The following is a 17610-nucleotide window of genomic DNA, read 5'->3' as shown; positions in this document are numbered from 1 at the left end:
AGGAAATCCTTATTTTTCTGGTCGAAGACTACAGAGTATCAGGTCAACAATCTCATCAACTCGTTGGCCCTCATACTGATCGATATCGGTATCAACTTTACACAAACGGGCTAAGATCCGTTTCCCCGTGATAAAGTAAAAAACGTTCATACTAATAATGTGAAGAAGAAGATGTATGGGGGACAGTGAACGTATCTGCCCCGCTTCCATGGCATGTTCTATTTCTGTAACAAGGTAGGTATGAAAAAAATCTGACTCATCCCGCAAATCATTACGAAGACACTCCTCCATAATATCTTGGGAGAAATGCAACTCACGCACCATAAAACGGTATCCACCGCTATTTTTTTCCAAATGCGCATTATGTACCCGAATAAAGGCCTCAAGTTTTCCGTAAATTGTATCTTCCTGTACAATGGTATCCTGAAAATCCCGTTTTAAATCATAAAACTGTTCTATTAACACTTGTTTAAAGAGATTTCGTTTAGATCCAAAGTGGTAACTGATTAAGGCAGGGTTCACCCCGGCACGTTTTGCCACCTCACGAACAGTGGTCTTTTCATACCCTTGACACAGAAAAAGATCCTTCCCCGCCCTAAAGATAGCTGCAGCAGTCATGTTTTTCATAGGACCATCACCTGTTAAACAGATGATCAAAATATATTTTGGGAAAAAACAGCACCTGCAGAAATTCTTGATGCACAAGAAAAAAAGAACCCCGTCTATTTACTCCGCCACCGATATATTTTACTTGCACCCCTTTGAACTCATAAAGGAGGCGTGGTGCAGATGAACCCCATTGATCAAAATCTTGGAGGAACCTATCTCTTTTTCTCCTTTGATTTGGTAAATTCCACAGCATTCAAACTACAAGACCCCCACTGGCCTCCCTTGTTTAATCAATTTTTTGATTACTGCCGACTGAAAACAAAGGCATATTTTCCCCAGTGCAGAGATTGGAAGATGGTGGGAGATGAAATTTTATTTTATCTGCCCCTCCGCGATGAAGAGCTACTCCATGACGCACCGCAAAAAGTGTATGCGATTTTACAAAAATCTGTTGCCTTTGTCAATACCCACAGCACCACGGCCGGCGTGCTCTCTGTCAAAAGCGTCATGTGGGCCGCCCGCATGCGCGAACAGCGAGATTTTAACTCTACCACCCGTGAAGAAAATTATCTGATAAAAAACGTAAAACGGGGCGAAATAACCCTGGACTTTCTCGGACCACATATTGATATTGGCTTTCGTCTGGCAACCTTTGCCTACCAAGGAAAGCTCGTGGTTGGAGCGAGTCTTGCCGCGCTCTTGTTGCGTCAGAAGGAAAATGCTCTTTGTGCAGATAATATGAAAATAGTGAGTTATGAACCTTTAAAAGGTGTCTGGCAAGGCCGACGCTACCCGATTGTATGGTACCACGAAGAGTGGAACCGACTCGACAAGATGTTTCTCTATGATGAACAATTCACCTCTCCCCTGGCACAGAAAATTCTCTGCCATGATATTCCGCAAAAAAACAATATTGCCGACTTGGAAAAAGTATTTTCAGATCTTCATAAAACTGATGAGCTGACTCAGTTGGCAGAGGGTATTGCTGAATACAGGAACAATAACCCCCAAGAGTCAGATTTTTCCCTTTCCCTTGAACGACTCTCGGAACTTCATCTGGTTGCACTCTGTATCAATGAAGACAACCAGCTGCTCATTGGAAAAAATATTCAAGAAGCAAAATGGGATTTTGGTTGCAGCTCTCTACAACTCTATAAAAGTATTGAGCAATCCCTTGAAGAAGGATACCGTGACGACTTCGGCATTAGCCTCGTCCCCCTGCACGGAGAATACCCCCCCGTGGCTACCTACTCCTTCAGTATGGATCGGGAGCAAAAAACAATTCCGGGAGTGATGTTTCTTGCCCGGGTGCAAAAAAACGCGGTTTCTCAGGAAAAACTCGATCCATTCACCTATGAAACATACCGATGGATTCAGAGATCTGAAATATACGACATCTCTCCCCAAAAAGCCGTACCGGGATTTCATCGTCGTGCTGAAAAGGCTTTTGCAGAATATGAACGAATCCAAAAGAGTACCTCGCCGCATATCAAATATCCAAAAGAGGTATTATGAAATCAGTCTATTTTGCCGGTCCCTTGGTCTTTCACCCCTCCTATGACAACTTTGTCGTCACAATCAAAGAGCTCTGCCCCTCCTTTTCCATCCATCCGCGTATTCCCGGAGACGGCAGCATTTCTTCACCAACGGCAAAACGCATCTTTGCAGAGAACATGTCACACCTCTATCAATGTGACCTTATTCTTGCCGACATCACCCCATTCAGAGGAGCCTGTGTGGATGACGGAACCGCCTTTGAGATTGGCGTAGCCGCAGCCTTGAAAAAGGATATCTATACCTACTCAAACCGTTCCGGCACCTATGCAGACACCGTGAAAGAGATTGTGGGGTGCTCTTCTTCCCCTCTCCGCGATGCACAAGATGCTCTCATTGAAGATTTTTCCCTGCCGGCAAATCTCATGATCTCTCAAGCTGCCACCAACCACACCGTGGTATCACAGGGAGATCTCTATACCAATTTCCCACGCGCCCTTTCTGAAATACTCCAGCGTTTTTTTTCCTGACACCGCCCACAGCTGCAGTTCAAAGCAGAGCCATTTTTTTATAGACTACCAAAAAAGTAGACTATGGATTCCGCTCTATATATTTTATATAAAAACCCCCTTGGAGGATCTATGACTGAAACGAGTAGACATAGTAAACTACGTGAAGCACGTACCCATGTTCCTGCACATCTGACAAAACCCCGAGAGCACATAAGCATTGCGTATCTTCTTCGTGATATCAGTCTCTATATTCTTCTGGTGGTGCTCTTATGGAACACCGAAAACATTGCTCTGCTCATCCCCCTATGGATTCTTACGGGGCTTACCATCAGCGGTTTGTTTGTGCTGGGTCATGATGCCGCTCACGGCTCTTTTTTGCAGGGAAAACGAAAGAATTACCTCGCAGGCCAGCTTGCAATGATACCATCTCTCCATGCCTTTGGACAGTGGGTATACGGTCACAACCGTGTACACCATGGACATACAGCAAAGATTGGGGCAGACTTTATTTGGCAACCCGTATCACCGCAAGAATATCGATCCTACTCTCCGGTAAAAAAAGTCTTACACCGAATCTATTGGTCTCCCCTTGGGGCAGGTCCATACTATCTATGGGAAATTTGGGCCAAGGGTATGCTCTTGTTTACAGCACCAGGAAAAGGGGTTCGACGAGATAAAGCCATTGTACTTATTGCAATGATCAGTATGATTACTATCTCTGTGTGGGGAGGAGGATATACCGCACAGGGATACTCCCTTGCAGCGGGGGGAGCAACATTTCTTCGTGTCTTTGCCATACCCTTTATTATATGGAACTATATTATGGGAGCAACTGTCTATGTCCAACATATACATCCCAATATTGCGTGGCGTCCGGGAAAAAAATGGACCTCCTTCCATGGGCAAATAGAAAGCACTGCAACCTACATTGTCCCTGCATGGTATAACTTTTTTCTCCATAATATCTACGTACACGTCCCACATCATATACATATGAAAATCCCGTTCTACCATCTCCCCGCAGCATACAAGGTCTTAAAAAACGTCTATGGTCCAACACTGCACGAGAGCAACCGTCTTTTTCGTGACTATCTTAAAATCACAAAGAAATGCAAACTATATGCTCCATCTACAGAAAAATGGTGTACCTATAAGGAAGCCACGCAGGCATAAAAAAAGTGGAGCCGAAAGGCTCCACACTCATGATGAAAAAGAACGGCCTATTCTTGAAATGTTAAAATTACGCGATGGTTCGTCTGCTCAGACTCCTCCCTGTCTCGCACAGTACTCACACGAAGAATCAGGTGAGTTTCATCAACCCCCCGATCAATTAAGTCATGGCCAACTCTTCGCGCCCATTCGGCCGGCTCCTCTGTAACAACTCCATCACGATAGGCCATAATGACAAGATGAAGCTCATCCTCAATAAGTTTTTGGGCAACCCTGTCAAGAAGAGAAGTGTACACCTCTGAAGTTTCGTTTATATCTGCAAGAGACACCTCATGCGAGATCTCTTCTGTTTCTTTCTGCTCTTCCTGTTCCTCAATCTCTTCTTCATGTGATTCAAGACGTTGCCAATTTTCTTCAGGGGACAAGAGCTCTTTTTCCCGAGGCTCCTCGCGAATTGGCTGTATATCCTGTCTCTCTTGGTGTGATTCTGTCTTTACCGGTGATTTCATTTTTCTCCCATACCGACCAAAGGTGAAATTCACACCGATCTCAGGAACTGCCCGTGTTTCATATACAAGCGGTGCACCTGCATCATCCGTAATTTCCCAGGGAGTACTGTGTTGTCTACTTGAAACGCCGATGTCTGCAGAACTGGTAAGATACATACCGCGAGGAAAGTACCGCGTACCGCCAAGAGAGAAAAGGACACGATCGTTATTGAAATCAGTGAGACTAAACCCCTCAATAAAATGACCAATACGAAACTCTCCCGAAAGTTCTGTGAAAAGAGTAAGGTCCTTCTCAATATCATACTCTAGAGCTACAGCTCCAATGGCCGCTGAATACATGTTATAGAGATTGTTTTTATCGGGAGTGTGTACGGCAACAGAAGCGCCCAAATTCCCATGAATACGCATGGGAAGAGGATTAGAGCGACGAGCAAGATCGATGCTCCACACCATAGATGGAGCAAGACGCCATGCCTCTCCTGTAAACGCTTGATTTCCAGCGGCACTATCCTTCGTAGTATAATAACTATGCCGTGGAAATACCCCCTTATCACTGCTTCCCGTAGGTAGATGAGCAACCATGTGATAAGCAAAGGTAAAGGGTGCATTTTCCTTAAACCCGGGGTGTTGCAATTTCATCGCCACGGCAAGATCTCCCAGACCCGCCCGGTCATCTTCACGGCCATCCCAAAAGTCTTGATAAAAAGGAAGTTCCATGCTTACATCAAGGGACGGGTTGAGCCCATACGCCCAAAAAAGTGATTGAGAAAGGGAGACGACTCGCTCCGTGCCAGCATCAGTTTCTACCCCCTCTGGAGCAATATCAAACTTAGCCGAACCGCCAAAATGATACAACCCCTGACCAAGAGGATAAGTTGACAAGGTTCGGCTTACCCCTGCCAGCCCACGGGTGTTCATGGTCCCTGCACCATAGAGATATCCTCCTGTAAGAAAGAGAATCCCCGCACATAAAATCATTCTCTGAAAACTACTCCTCATTATTCCTCCACGTATATGTTAGATATTACTATTACCGATCTCTATAGTATTCCCTTGAAATAATCGATCACCCAGTACTGGATGCGTCAACCCATGGCAACATACTGAAGCACGACAGCAGGTGTGCTGAGAAAGGAAGAAAAACGCACCTTTTAGAAAACAAAAACAACGAAGGACACTCCCTGCATAGCGTCATGAAAAACTCCTAGTGAGTATGCTGCAATAATAACCTGATGTGTATGTTGATACGATCTTAGCAAATATAGTATATGGACAGAAACATCAGTATATCTAATCGTATTGAATACTCACCGCCTCTGCTCCTTATACTTGTTTTCTCAAAGGAATTACCATGGCAGGTATAAAAGAATTGCATGCAACAAGATATATGGTATACTACGAGTAGACTGGAGGCCTTCATATGACCCTGTACCTCTTTTCCATACTCTACCTACTCCTTCATGCCTGCGCCGCTAACACTACATACACCGAGAAGCTCCCCTCAGAAAATCTAGAAACCTCCCCATGGAACATAGAGGAGACACTCCTTTGGTACATTCATAAGTGGCCGCCCATTATGAAAATCATCCCTTCAACGGCCTCGCTAATTGGAGGAAAGAGTCAAAGAATAGCCTATCACGTTATAAAGGCATACCCATCCCTTACAGGACAGAAGATGTATGAATAATTTTTTACAGAATCTCTCCATACAAAAGAAACTCACCCTACTCATCCTTTCTGTATCAGTATGTATCGCCACAACCTATACCGTGTATACTCTCATTCGGACAAAACACTCTATAGAACAGCAATTAACAACTCATGCAACAACAACAGGACGTCATCTGCGGAATGTCCTTTCCATTCCCGTATGGGATTTTAATGCCAGTGCCATAGAGAACATTTTAAAAGCAACCATGAGTGATCAAAATATTCATGCACTTGCTGTTATTGATACAGATACGGATATTCATATTTGTGTATATCGAAGAAAAGACGGAACCCTCAGTACCTGCACCAAAGATGAATTTTCCAAAGATGCAATGCAAAAAAGCTTCACCGTCTACCATGAAGGAACACCCATTGGGACGGTATATATGGCATTTTCAGGTGTTCCTTTACGTGACGAGTTGCGCTCTCAAGCATTCGTTCTTATCATCTCAAACCTCATACTCTTAACGGCCATAATAAGCATATTGTATCATGGTATATACGCGACAATCTTAGCTCCCCTTGAAACAGTAACCACGGCTGTGAAACAACTATCACAGGGAGATTTCTCTCATCCTGTTGCCTTAAGTCAAAATGACGAGATCGGCACCCTTGCCACAACCCTTGATACCATGCGTATTGCCATTGAAGAGAAGAATACCGCCCTTCGTGCCACGAGGAAAGACGCAGAAAAACACGCAAAAAGTATGCATCTCATGTTGAGTAATTCTAATGATATTTTTCAAATAACCGACCAAAACGGACACATCTCTTTTATAAGTGATTCCGTCTCTCGCATTTTAGGCTATACCCCCCAAGAGCTGCAAAAGAAACTCTATCTTGAAAAAGTTCACCCCCATGATCGGAAGGATGCGGCCCTTTTGTTCCGTGAAATTCTCGCACACCCTAATACTAATTTCCGTGGAGAATTTCGAGTGAGACATAAGGACGGGGCATGGATTATACTAGAAAGTATCGGTTGCAATCTCCTCAACGAACCAGCCGTGGCAGGAGTTTTAATAAATATCAGAGATATAACACAAAGACGTCGAGCAGAAGAAAAAGAACAAGCCTTACAAGAACAAATTCATCAAACACAAAAGATGGAAGCCCTTGGTCAACTTGCCGGTGGCATTGCACACGACTTTAACAACGCCCTCAGTGGTATTATTGGCGCCTCAGAACTACTCCAAACCACCCACACAACCCAAGAACAGCGGGAGTATACTCGATTAATTATTACTGCAGCGGAACGCGCAGGCAGTCTCACACGAAAAATGCTCTCCTTTGCACGATCTGGCAAGAAAACAAATACCTGTATAGACTGTCATGCGATACTAACTGAAACAGCCAGTCTTCTCAAGCACTCTCTTGATAAAAAAATTACCCTCTCCGTAGAACTACACGCCACCGAAAGTAAGCTCATTGGAGATGCAGCCCTTCTTCAAAACGCCATAATGAATATGGGAATTAATGCATCTCACGCCATGAAAGAAGGTGGTCGTATTACTATTTCCACCCATACTGTCACTCTCGATGCTGAATATTGCAAAAATTCTCCCTTTTCCTTGGAAGAAGGCCTTTATATCGATATTATGGTGGAAGACACGGGCTGCGGAATGCCAAAGGAAGTGGCGGATAAAATATTTGACCCCTTTTTCACCACAAAAGAAGTGGGTAAAGGGACTGGCCTTGGCATGGCAACTGTCTACGGAACGGTTCAGGACCACGGTGGTGCCATAACCCTCTCTTCTGAAGAAGGAGTCGGAACAGTATTTCACATCTATCTACCAGTAACAAAAGATACACGATCCTCCTTTCCTCAGGAAAGGGTTGTAACCCAAACTGAAGCGGGGACAATACTTATCATTGATGATGAAGAACTCATTCGACACACCGCCCAAACCATCCTACAAAAAAAGGGGTATCATGCGTATACGGCTTCAGATGGTCCCAGTGGAGTAACTCTCTTTCGCAAAAAGAAAAAAGAGATCGATCTTATTATTCTTGACATGAATATGCCTGTCATGAGTGGCAGGGAAACCTTTGAGGAAATTCGTACAATCTCTCCACAGGTTCCCGTACTTATTTCTTCCGGTTTTTCTCATTCAGCATACGTTACGACAATACAAGAAGAATCCTATACCGCCTTTCTTCAAAAGCCCTTTCGTCGCCAGGAACTCTACGCAACAGTTGCTACGGTACTACAAAAGATACGAAGAAATACTCAACCGCCCCGCAAAAATTCAAAATAGATCCGTTCATGATGTGTATATCCTTACCTTACAAACACAGAAAGATCTCCCTTCTCTAAGAAGAAAAACATATCTTTATATACCTCTACCTACATAAGGAGTTCTTCGTGAAACCATACATATTTATCTATGCCATGACAGCTTTTTTATACGGCGCAGAGACAATTTCGACTGTGGAGGATAGACAATGCTCGCATGTGGCAATCTACAACTCTGATAGAGGTATGATCTATGAAAGACGTCACGTACAACTCTCCCCTGGAAATACGCGAATACGCTATGAAGATGTGGCAACACAAATCATTCCTCAAACCGTATCCGTGCACAGTGATCCTGTAATTACCGTACGCGAACAAAACTATGACGTTGCTAATATACGTCGGCAACGGCTTCTTTCTCATTATGTAGGAAAAGACGTTTCTCTTCGTTTAGAGGACGGAACGGAAAAAACAGCAACTCTTTTGTCAGCTGACGGGGACCCCATATTTAAGATAGATGAAGAGGTCCATATTGGGCATCCCGGCACGGTGCTACTTCCACAACTTCCGCCCCATTTCTCCGCAGTACCGAAACTAACCTGGGACGTAGAGACACGCCAAGAGGGGCAACACGCCCTTGATGTTCGTTACCTTACCCGTGGAATGAGCTGGACAGCCGACTACGTCCTCACCATAGCACCAGATGAAACCACAGCACATCTTACCGGATGGGCTACTGTACAAAACAACTCCGGCATATCCTTTGATACGACAAAAATAAGTCTCATAGCTGGGGATGTACATACCGTGCAAGACCACTCCAGCCGCCATCGTGGTGCACCCATGGGAGCACAGGCTTCGCCTCCCTCTGGGGACAGAGAAATGTCCCGGGAATCCCTTGGCGACATGCATCGCTACACCCTTCCTTTTCCAACCACCCTGAGAAATGACCAACAAAAACAACTTCGCCTGATACACGTTGACTCCCTACCAGTTACCCAATCATATCAAATCACAGCACCACAGTTTTACACCGCACGAAATACCCATATCAATGACCTTCCTGTGAAAAATATCCTTCGCTTTACTACAAAAGAGGAACACCGAATCAAGGAACCTTTGCCGGGTGGTACCCTACGTATTTATAAAGAGATGGAGTCGGGACTCAGCATTTTTTCAGGAGAAAACCGCCTCCCCCATACTCCTAAGAACCACGAGGTTTCCCTAAGGACAGGCACTGCTTTTGATGTAACAGCGCAATTTCGACAAACTGAGTATGAACGGGTTTCAAATAGACGCGCTGAAAGTACCTATGAGCTACTCCTGAGAAATGAAAAAGATTCTCCCGTATCCGTGGATATCATAGTGCCCCTCAGTGGAGAGTGGACGCTCTTTGATGCTCCTGATTACACCCGTCTCTCCGCCCATCGGGTAAAATTCACCCTGTCGGTACAACCAAGTGAGGAAAAAACGCTCACCTATGGAGTACGGGAGCGGGTACGATAATACTCCCCCTGCTGTAGATACGGCAGGAGGACCTTGTATATACATTGTATAGGAGAGTTATGCCCCCACGTATATTTTCAACGACAAAAGATCTTTCCCTCTATATTCACGTTCCCTTTTGTGCAAAAAAATGTCCATACTGCGACTTTTACTCATGCCCTCCCCATGATATCAATTCCTATATCAAAGCTCTTTCTCAGGAAGTTGACGGTCTGTTTACAGAAGCACCGCATCTGGAACACACGCCCCTTCGGAGCGTGTTTATCGGTGGAGGAACCCCCTCTCTATTTGGACAAGAGTCTTTTCTCCTCCTTGCTGAGATCGTGCATCGCTTTACCCATACAGCGGATATGGAATGGACCTTAGAGGTAAATCCGGAACATTTCTCCTCATCCATGGCAGATCTTTGGTGCTCACAGGGGGTAACACGAATTTCCCTTGGCGTACAAACGCTCCAAGCAAAAGAGCTTCGTCATATTGGCCGCAACCATACCCCAGATGATATTGAACGTATCTTCGCAAACGCATCCATAAAACAATTTCATTCCATCAGTTGTGATATTATCTACGGTCTTCCCGGACAAACAGAAAAAGGTCTCATTGACACCATTGAAAAACTGACAAAACATTCCTCAATAGGCCATATCTCTGCCTACGAACTCACCCGCTACCCAACCACTCCCTTTGGGAAAGACCCCAGCATCCCCTTTCCTACAGAGGAGGAACTCGAAAAACTCACGGAAATATGTCATGACACCATCGAACAAGCTCAATTCTATCCGTATGAGATATCAAATTTTGCACGAACTGTGAGTGATGAATCGTGCCACAACAAAGCCTACTGGGAGCGTCGTCCCTATCTCGGCTTGGGCCCGGGGGCACATTCCTATGATGGATCTTACCGACTGTCTCGTCCAGCAGATCTATCTGGCTATACAAAAGAGACAGCCAAGGGCTATTTTTCAAACCTTTCTGTGCACCAATTGTCAAGGGAAGAACACCGTGAGGAATATCTCTTTCTGTCTCTGCGAACACGGCGGGGCATTCTAAAACAAGAGTTTCTTCATCAATTCAAGGAGCCCCTTTTTACAGGGATACGAAAAGAGGTTATTTCAGATCTTTGTGCAGCCGGTTTTCTTCGGGAAGAGCCTCAACGCGTCTATCCCACCAGAGCCGGAATGCTTCGGGCTGATGGAATAGCTCTGCGCTTACTGTAGGTGATATGTTGCGAGTTCTTCAGTTTGTTTGCGCCGAATCCGCTCAGCTAAGGATCGTTTTTTCTGCGTTTTTCCTAAGGCAAATAAAGACTCTTCACCCCGTAAGGGCACCTGTTCTTCCAGAGCCATGTACACTCCTTCACCAGGACGAGCTTCTATTTTTTCAACCCCATACGATGTGCGAACATGAAGAAAACACGCAACAACTTCTTTCTCCTGTTCCAAGGTTACCATATACAGACGACCACCCAAGGCAGTCATAAGACGGTGCAAGGTATTATCTGCAGAATAATTGAGAAATCTCAGAATTGACAAACCCAGCCGATTTGCATCGAAAGGGTTTACGGCTATATACAATTGTGTCTGAGAAAACGCCGACTCTAGGACCATAACAGGATGCGAAAGCTCTTTCGACTTAATACCGGTAAAACGGAGATCTACGAGCTGCTTCATTTAAAACACCTCCCGGGGAAACCCTGCATCTTTCATTTTTCGAAGATACTCCTTCAAACGCGGTAGTTCCTTTTTGGCAATAACCATAACCGCATCACCTTCCGTTACCACTGTTACGTCCTCCATGCCAATCACAGCAACGGGATGGGAAGAGCTATTTGACACAAGGGTGTTTGTACATCCATCCATAAACACGGTATCCCCATCTTGCACATTCCCGTGCGCATCTTGGGGCAAGATACGTTCCAAGGCAGTCCATGAGCCAAGGTCATCCCAAGAAAAGCAACCGGAAATTGCACAAATAGTGTCTGTCTTCTCTAAAATACCATAGTCTATTGACTCACTGGGGGCTTCATGGAAAAAGGTTTCCATAGCATGAGGAGAAAATTCGGCTTCTGCTAAGGCACAGGCCGCGGAATAGAGCGCAGGCATAATACGCCGAAACTGGTCAATAATAACGTCCGTTCGCCACAAAAACATACCGGAATTCCAGAGATATTCCCCTGAAGAAACATACTGCTGTGCCGTAGCCATGGACGGCTTTTCGACAAAGCGACGCAACTCATAGGAACGACACGCACCACGCTCTTCCCGTAGCTCACCCAGCTCCAAGTACCCATACCCTGTCTCAGGGCGTGTTGGTGGAATACCATACACCACTAACCGTTTCAATTGATGTGCAAGTTCTGCTCCGTATTTGGCCGTATCAAGAAACCCTTGTACGGGAGAAATAGCATGATCTGCAGAAACAACTGCCATGACTGCTGCATCTCCATATGTCTGACGGCAAAAAAATGCTGCAGCAGCTATGGCAGGAGCAGTGTTTTTTCCTACGGGCTCAGCCAAAATATCAAAGGAGTACTCTTTTAGCAGGGACGTGCGGAACAGAGGTGCTAAGGTACGCGAAGTAAGAATTACGGGACGAACACCACCTTCACAAAGTGGCACAACCCGTCTCAAGGTATCAACAATGAGGGGGGCATCACTGGCAAGAGAAAGAAGCTGTTTGGGACGGGAAGAACGACTCGCCGGCCAAAATCGCTCACCAATACCACCAGCAAGAATTACAGGCACAATATTCATGGAGACCTCTTATAAAAAACTCGCATATCTTTTTTTCAGTCCCGCAAGCAAGCTGTACCGAATATACGGGTCACCAACAATGCTTTGTCCGGGGCGATGCATATCACAATGAAAATCCGACCCACCCGTAAATAACAAACGGTGCTTTTTGCAAAAAGCGGCATACCGCTTACGAGTTGCCTTTCCATGGTCAGAGTGGTAGACCTCAAGTCCTGCAAGCCCCTGCTGCACCAACTCAGGCAAAAAATCATCCACAGCGGTCACACCAGGATGAGCAAGAATGGGTACACCGCCGGCACGACGAACAAGAGAAAAGATCTCTTCGGGAGTCACGTGCATTTTTTCGACATAAGCAGGAGAATCGTAACCAATATATTTATCAAAGGCCTCTCGAAATGAATAGACAAACTCCTCATGCAGAAGCGCAGTTGCAATATGCGGGCGTCCAATAGCCCCTCCACGGGAAAAACGCAAAACCGTTTCAAAACGAAGGTCAACCCCAAGACTATTTAAGGTTGTAACCATCTTCTTAGCACGAAAATACCGCGCATCGCGCATGTTCTTCAACATCTGTCTCAGTTCCGTATTTTCATAGTCGAGAAAATAACTGAGAATATGAATGTCCGTTCCCTTATACTCACAGGAAAGCTCTGTACCGGGAATAACTTCAATCCCCCACCGTTTTCCTTCTTCGATAGCATAGGGATACGCATCCAAGGTATCGTGATCTGTTATAGATATGGCGGCAAGACCCCGCTCCCGGGCAATACCGATCAATTCGTCCACCGTATTTGCTCCATCTGAGTGGACACTATGGATATGCAGATCAACTCCGTCAGGCCTGTCTTTTTTTAGCTTCATTCATGATTCTTCTTATTTTTAGTAACCCACAATATAGACTTCGATCATATCCATTGTCAAGTTAGTCTACGAAAAACAGGGGGAAGATCTCCCATATTGCACAGTAATAATTCTTGGTTTTAAACATCCAGGGGTATCCAGATTAAATTTTCCGTGATAGTACCCTTTCATATCACCGATCACGTATATTTCTAGATGAAATTTATCCGGATACACCAATGAATTTACAAGAAAAAGCAGTAAAAATCTTTGCCCTACTTGCGTGCATAGTACTTATTATTGCCTTGGGAGGTCGTATTGCCGGAATATAATGCTCCCGCAGTTCCGTGGTTTAAAGAAGAATCAGCTCCCCTCGTCCTTGCATCTCAGTCGCCGAGACGTAAGGAAATACTTTCAGACTACATGGGAATTACCGTAGAGGTTTGTCCCGGAACTGTTCAATCAGAGCATACCTATTTTGAAACAGCACCCGTAGAGAAAGCCATTACAACCCTTGCTACAGCCAAGGCCTCTTCACTCCCCTCTCAGTATGCACAGAGGGTAATCCTCGCTGCAGACACGGTTGTAGAGATTGATGGCACAGTCTTGGGAAAACCTCATGACAGAAAGCATGCCCGCCGTATGCTCAAACAGCTCTCGGGAAGATCTCATACCGTAATAACCGCTGTGGCAGTACTCCACCGGCAACGCGGGATCTCACTTGTAACAACGGAATCAACAGAGGTCACATTTCGGCCTCTCTCTGAATATGACATAGAACGATATCTTTCTTTTAACCTCTACGGTGATAAGGCAGGAGCATATGGAATACAGGGAGCAGGCGCTCTGCTCGTTGCCTCCATTTCAGGATGCTTTTATAATGTAATGGGCCTTCCCCCCGCAAAAACCATCGAACTGCTTCGACAGTACACCATACAACAGGATACGCGCCATGAATACAAATGATACCCCTTCGTTCAACCCAAACACCCCTCCCGAACATTCGAAAAATGAAGAATCCTCCAAACAACCAAAACAAGAGCGTGTGGGAGAAATCTTAAAACGAGAACGAGTAAAACGACGTATCTCCATAGCACATATTGCGGAAGATCTAAAAATTAACGAAGTCTATATTGAAGCTCTGGAGAAATCAGAGTATCAGACTTTGCCCGCCCCCCCCTACGGACGAGTCTATATCAAGACTATTGCCACCTATCTTGACCTTGATGTAGACCGCCTGCTGAAAAAATATGCCGATGAAACAAATAATGTACTCCCCGACCCACAACGGGAACGACAAAACACCATTACTATTAACGTACAAGACGAAAAAAAACATAGCCACCTCCTTCCCATTGCTGTGATATTTGTTCTTGTGGGTATTTTTGCCTACATCCTGCATCAACAAAATCAGGAGGATATCGAGGAAACACCGGATACCCTCCAACAGGAACCTTCGACTCCCCAACCGGAGCACGAATCGTATCCTGATCCCTTTCCTCAAGACACGGAAGAGCCCGCCGTTCCTGCACAGGATGATAACGACACGACCCATACTCCCACCGCCGACACCAGCAATACCACTGATTCAGAAGCTCTCAGAATATCCCTCGACATCTCTTCAGACTCTACATGGATGCAAATTTATGCAGATGGACGCAGGGTTGAGAATGGTATCTACTACGACCAGACGATTCTCTTAGAAGCAAGTGACAGCATTCATATAAATGTGGGCAATAATAGTGCCGTCACCTATACACTCAATGGAGAACCCTTAGATCTTTCCGGACAGCGAATCCGCTTTACCCGTATAACTCCAGAGGGGGTTACTGAGCTCTCTCGTGCAGACTGGAACGCCGTTTTCGGACAATAATATGTGGATAGACAGTCACTGCCACCTCTACAACTGTTCATCAACAGAACTGGCCTCTCTCTATGAACAGGCCGCACGACACCGTGTTACTACCCTTGTCACCACGGCAACTGATGTACCTACCAGTATGGAGGTACAGAAACAAGTGCTTCAGGGCAGCACCACACTTTCGCTCTATGGGGCATGCGGAATTTCTCCCGAATCAGCCCTGCGTGAAGCCCACGCCGCGGACATAGAAACCCTCTCTTCCCTAGTAGATACACCGGGAATTATTGCCATTGGTGAAATTGGAATGGATGGGATACAAAACGCATACCCTCCCATGGCACAACAGGAAAAACTCTTTCGAAGACAACTTCGCCTTGCGAAAACAAAAGACCTGCCCGTCATTCTTCACTCTCGTGGGGTAGAACGGCATGTCCTAAACATTCTCCAAGAAGAAGAGATACACCGTGCTCTATTTCATTGCTATACCGGGGATGCTGAAACAGCGCGCAGTATTTGCAATTCAGGATACCATATCTCGTTTTCTGGAATCATCACCTTTAAAAATGCCCATTTTGATACGGTTATTAGGGCGTGCGATCCTGCAAAGATTCTTATAGAAACAGATTCACCCTACCTTTCTCCTGAGCCATACCGCGGAAAAGCAAACACACCCCAAAACGCCTATCTCATTGGTAAATATATTGCTACAGTACTCGGCATCTCCGAGAAAACAGCAGCAGAGATATTTCAAAAAACATTTAGCTCACTTTTTGGAACTCCTGCACCGAATTTTAGTTGACATCATACAAAAATCATCACATACTCAAGAAAAAAAGGGGGATGTATGTCCAACACCGTTACGAAACGTGAGATTGTTATTGAGATCGCAAATCAAACAGGTCTTACCCAAACTGAAGTAAAGGATATTATTGAAGCATTTATCGAAGAAATTTCTTCGATCCTTGAAGCAAATCAAACCTTTGAAATTCGAGGATTCGGAACATTTTATCCCAAAAAAAGGAAACCGCGACCGGCACGAAATATTCATACTGGGGAAGTTGTGCCCTTACGGGAGCGAATGGTTCCCCTCTTTCGGTATTCAGGAAATCTAAAAGATAAAATAAACAAGGCTCTTCTGGGAGAATCTCCCGTTACGAATGTATTTGACGGATAACCGTCTACGAGAGATGTACTTTTCTACATATCCCACGGATCTCACGACCAGTGAGATATCGATACTCTCCGTATGATACGTCACCAAGGCGAAGCGTCGCAAATTGGTGTCGTATTAAACGAAGTACCCGTGTTCCCATGGTAGACACCATACGCCGTATTTGTCGATTCTTTCCTTCATACAAAGTAACGGTATACCACACCCCTTCTGAAGTAGAATCACGACGAAGAATTCGTCCTGCACGCAAGAGCTCTCCCTCTGAAACAATTCCCCTTGAAAGCACTCTTGCAATAACCGTATCAGGAATTTCATCCGCAACAAGAACCGAATACTCTTTCTTTATTTCAAACCGCGGATGCGTTAAAGCATTATTGAGATCCCCCCGGGTTGTAAATAAAAGAAGCCCCTCAGAATCTTTATCCAAACGGCCAACATATTGTAACCCCGGCACAGTAATCCCCTTTTCTTTCAGAAGGTCGTACACAGTGTAGGGATTATGGGGGTCATAGGCTGATACAATGACCCCGCGAGGTTTATGAAGAATCAAATGTGTATCTTCGGGAGAAGGAACGAGGGGGCGCCCTTCATATTCTACGGTGTCTTTCCCAGGTGTTATCTTCTGCCCCAACTCTGGATGCTGCCCATTAACACATACTTTTCCGGCCCGAATCAAGGTGTCACAGTGCCGACGAGATCCGATGCCACATGAGGCCATATACTTATTCAACCGCACCTGTTCTTCCATACCCACCTTATTTCTTCTGTTTTTTCACAACCAACACAGGACAACACGCCTTATCAATAACCTTTTCACTCACACTGCCCAAGACGAGATGGTACAATGCACCATGCCCATGAGACCCCATAACAACCCAGTCACAATTGCTCTGTGAAATATATGTGAGTATTTCGTCGGCTGGATCACCATCAAGTAATACAATATCGCAGGGAATCTCTTCACGAAGAAAACGTTCCTTAATACGCGCCAAAAGTTTTTTTCGATCAGCCTCAATCTCTTCCATGCCATAGGTATAAGGAAGTACAGAAAGGCTTTCATCAAAAATTAATGCTTCAGGAATAGACTGGAGCACATGGACAAGCTCAACACTGCCTCCCATGGCCTTAAGCACAGAAATAGACTCTTGCACAACAAAATCCGTAACCTCTGACATATCAACAGGTAATACGATTTTCATACAACCTCCATAAAAATAATTATCTCTTTACAGTATGCCATTG

The 17610-nt window shown here is 45.1% G+C and carries 18 protein-coding genes; 11 read left to right on the top strand and 7 right to left on the bottom strand.

What is annotated here, in order from left to right:
* Window positions 1-9: 9 nt before the first annotated feature.
* Window positions 10-627, bottom strand: a complete 618-nt coding sequence (locus CALK_RS02095; RefSeq protein ID WP_022635988.1) for a TetR/AcrR family transcriptional regulator — start codon at window positions 625-627, stop codon at window positions 10-12.
* A 156-nt stretch (window positions 628-783) separates the two neighbouring features.
* On the opposite strand from CALK_RS02095, the gene CALK_RS02090 reads away from it, so the two are divergent.
* From CALK_RS02090 to CALK_RS02080, 3 genes are all read left to right on the top strand, one after another.
* A complete protein-coding gene (locus tag CALK_RS02090) occupies window positions 784-2124 on the top strand; it encodes a hypothetical protein (RefSeq protein ID WP_162146689.1) in 1341 nt (446 codons plus the stop codon).
* Entirely contained in the window at window positions 2121-2633 is a 513-nt protein-coding gene (locus CALK_RS11915; RefSeq protein WP_022635985.1) for a nucleoside 2-deoxyribosyltransferase, read from the top strand. Before CALK_RS02090 ends, CALK_RS11915 begins: the two co-directional genes overlap by 4 nt.
* 111 nt (window positions 2634-2744) lie before the next feature.
* Entirely contained in the window at window positions 2745-3788 is a 1044-nt protein-coding gene (locus CALK_RS02080) for a fatty acid desaturase (protein WP_052569159.1), read from the top strand.
* Window positions 3789-3835: 47 nt separating this feature from the next.
* Here the strand turns inward: CALK_RS02080 and CALK_RS02075 are convergent, their stop codons facing one another.
* Complete coding sequence (locus tag CALK_RS02075; RefSeq protein WP_155851765.1) at window positions 3836-5293, bottom strand: transporter; 1458 nt, start codon at window positions 5291-5293, stop codon at window positions 3836-3838.
* A 421-nt stretch (window positions 5294-5714) separates the two neighbouring features.
* On the opposite strand from CALK_RS02075, the gene CALK_RS02070 reads away from it, so the two are divergent.
* The 4 genes from CALK_RS02070 (at window position 5715) to hemW (ending at window position 10960) form a co-directional block, all read left to right on the top strand.
* Window positions 5715-5981 carry a hypothetical protein gene (locus tag CALK_RS02070; RefSeq protein WP_022635982.1) on the top strand — a complete coding sequence of 89 codons (267 nt, stop codon included), beginning with the start codon at window positions 5715-5717 and terminating at the stop codon, window positions 5979-5981.
* The gene (locus CALK_RS11910; protein ID WP_022635981.1) at window positions 5974-8259 is read left to right on the top strand and encodes a response regulator; all 2286 of its coding nucleotides are present in this window, start codon (window positions 5974-5976) and stop codon (window positions 8257-8259) included. The genes CALK_RS02070 and CALK_RS11910 overlap by 8 nt, the downstream gene beginning before the upstream one ends.
* A 107-nt stretch (window positions 8260-8366) precedes the next feature.
* A complete protein-coding gene (locus CALK_RS02060; protein WP_022635980.1) occupies window positions 8367-9743 on the top strand; it encodes a DUF4139 domain-containing protein in 1377 nt (458 codons plus the stop codon).
* 59 nt (window positions 9744-9802) lie between these two features.
* Window positions 9803-10960 (top strand): radical SAM family heme chaperone HemW, encoded by a 1158-nt coding sequence (gene hemW, locus CALK_RS02055; protein ID WP_022635979.1) that lies wholly within the window; start codon window positions 9803-9805, stop codon window positions 10958-10960.
* On the opposite strand, the gene CALK_RS02050 is transcribed toward hemW, so the two are convergent.
* The 3 genes from CALK_RS02050 to CALK_RS02040 are packed head-to-tail and all read right to left on the bottom strand — an operon-like array spanning window position 10952 to window position 13357.
* Complete coding sequence (locus tag CALK_RS02050; RefSeq protein ID WP_022635978.1) at window positions 10952-11413, bottom strand: DUF151 domain-containing protein; 462 nt, start codon at window positions 11411-11413, stop codon at window positions 10952-10954. The two genes, hemW and CALK_RS02050, sit on opposite strands and share 9 nt — an antisense overlap.
* Window positions 11414-12496 (bottom strand): mannose-1-phosphate guanylyltransferase, encoded by a 1083-nt coding sequence (locus CALK_RS02045; protein WP_022635977.1) that lies wholly within the window; start codon window positions 12494-12496, stop codon window positions 11414-11416.
* 9 nt (window positions 12497-12505) lie between these two features.
* On the bottom strand, window positions 12506-13357 hold the full coding sequence (locus tag CALK_RS02040) for a PHP domain-containing protein (protein WP_022635976.1): 852 nt from the start codon (window positions 13355-13357) through the stop codon (window positions 12506-12508).
* Window positions 13358-13654: 297 nt separating this feature from the next.
* On the opposite strand from CALK_RS02040, the gene CALK_RS02035 reads away from it, so the two are divergent.
* Genes CALK_RS02035 through CALK_RS02020 form a run of 4 tightly spaced genes read left to right on the top strand, consistent with a single transcriptional unit; the run spans window position 13655 to window position 16371 of the window.
* The gene (locus CALK_RS02035; protein ID WP_022635975.1) at window positions 13655-14302 is read left to right on the top strand and encodes a Maf family protein; all 648 of its coding nucleotides are present in this window, start codon (window positions 13655-13657) and stop codon (window positions 14300-14302) included.
* Entirely contained in the window at window positions 14289-15209 is a 921-nt protein-coding gene (locus CALK_RS02030) for a helix-turn-helix domain-containing protein (RefSeq protein ID WP_022635974.1), read from the top strand. Before CALK_RS02035 ends, CALK_RS02030 begins: the two co-directional genes overlap by 14 nt.
* Before the next feature lies 1 nt (window position 15210).
* Window positions 15211-15996: a TatD family hydrolase gene (locus CALK_RS02025; RefSeq protein ID WP_022635973.1), complete on the top strand. Its 786-nt coding sequence runs from the start codon at window positions 15211-15213 to the stop codon at window positions 15994-15996.
* Window positions 15997-16041: 45 nt separating this feature from the next.
* Window positions 16042-16371, top strand: coding sequence for an HU family DNA-binding protein (locus tag CALK_RS02020; protein WP_022635972.1), 330 nt, complete (start codon window positions 16042-16044; stop codon window positions 16369-16371).
* Between the two features lie 4 nt (window positions 16372-16375).
* Here CALK_RS02020 and CALK_RS02015 read toward each other — a convergent pair whose 3' ends face one another.
* Together CALK_RS02015 and CALK_RS02010 are read right to left on the bottom strand one after the other, a co-directional pair.
* Entirely contained in the window at window positions 16376-17116 is a 741-nt protein-coding gene (locus CALK_RS02015; protein ID WP_022635971.1) for a pseudouridine synthase, read from the bottom strand.
* A gap of 7 nt (window positions 17117-17123) precedes the next feature.
* Window positions 17124-17567 carry a universal stress protein gene (locus tag CALK_RS02010; RefSeq protein WP_022635970.1) on the bottom strand — a complete coding sequence of 148 codons (444 nt, stop codon included), beginning with the start codon at window positions 17565-17567 and terminating at the stop codon, window positions 17124-17126.
* Window positions 17568-17610 lie beyond the last annotated feature (43 nt).

The sequence above is a fragment of the Chitinivibrio alkaliphilus ACht1 genome, from assembly GCF_000474745.1.
Classification (GTDB): Bacteria; Fibrobacterota; Chitinivibrionia; order Chitinivibrionales; family Chitinivibrionaceae; genus Chitinivibrio; species Chitinivibrio alkaliphilus.
Note: the sequence above shows the minus strand (reverse complement) of the source record. Positions and strands in the feature narration are given on the sequence as shown.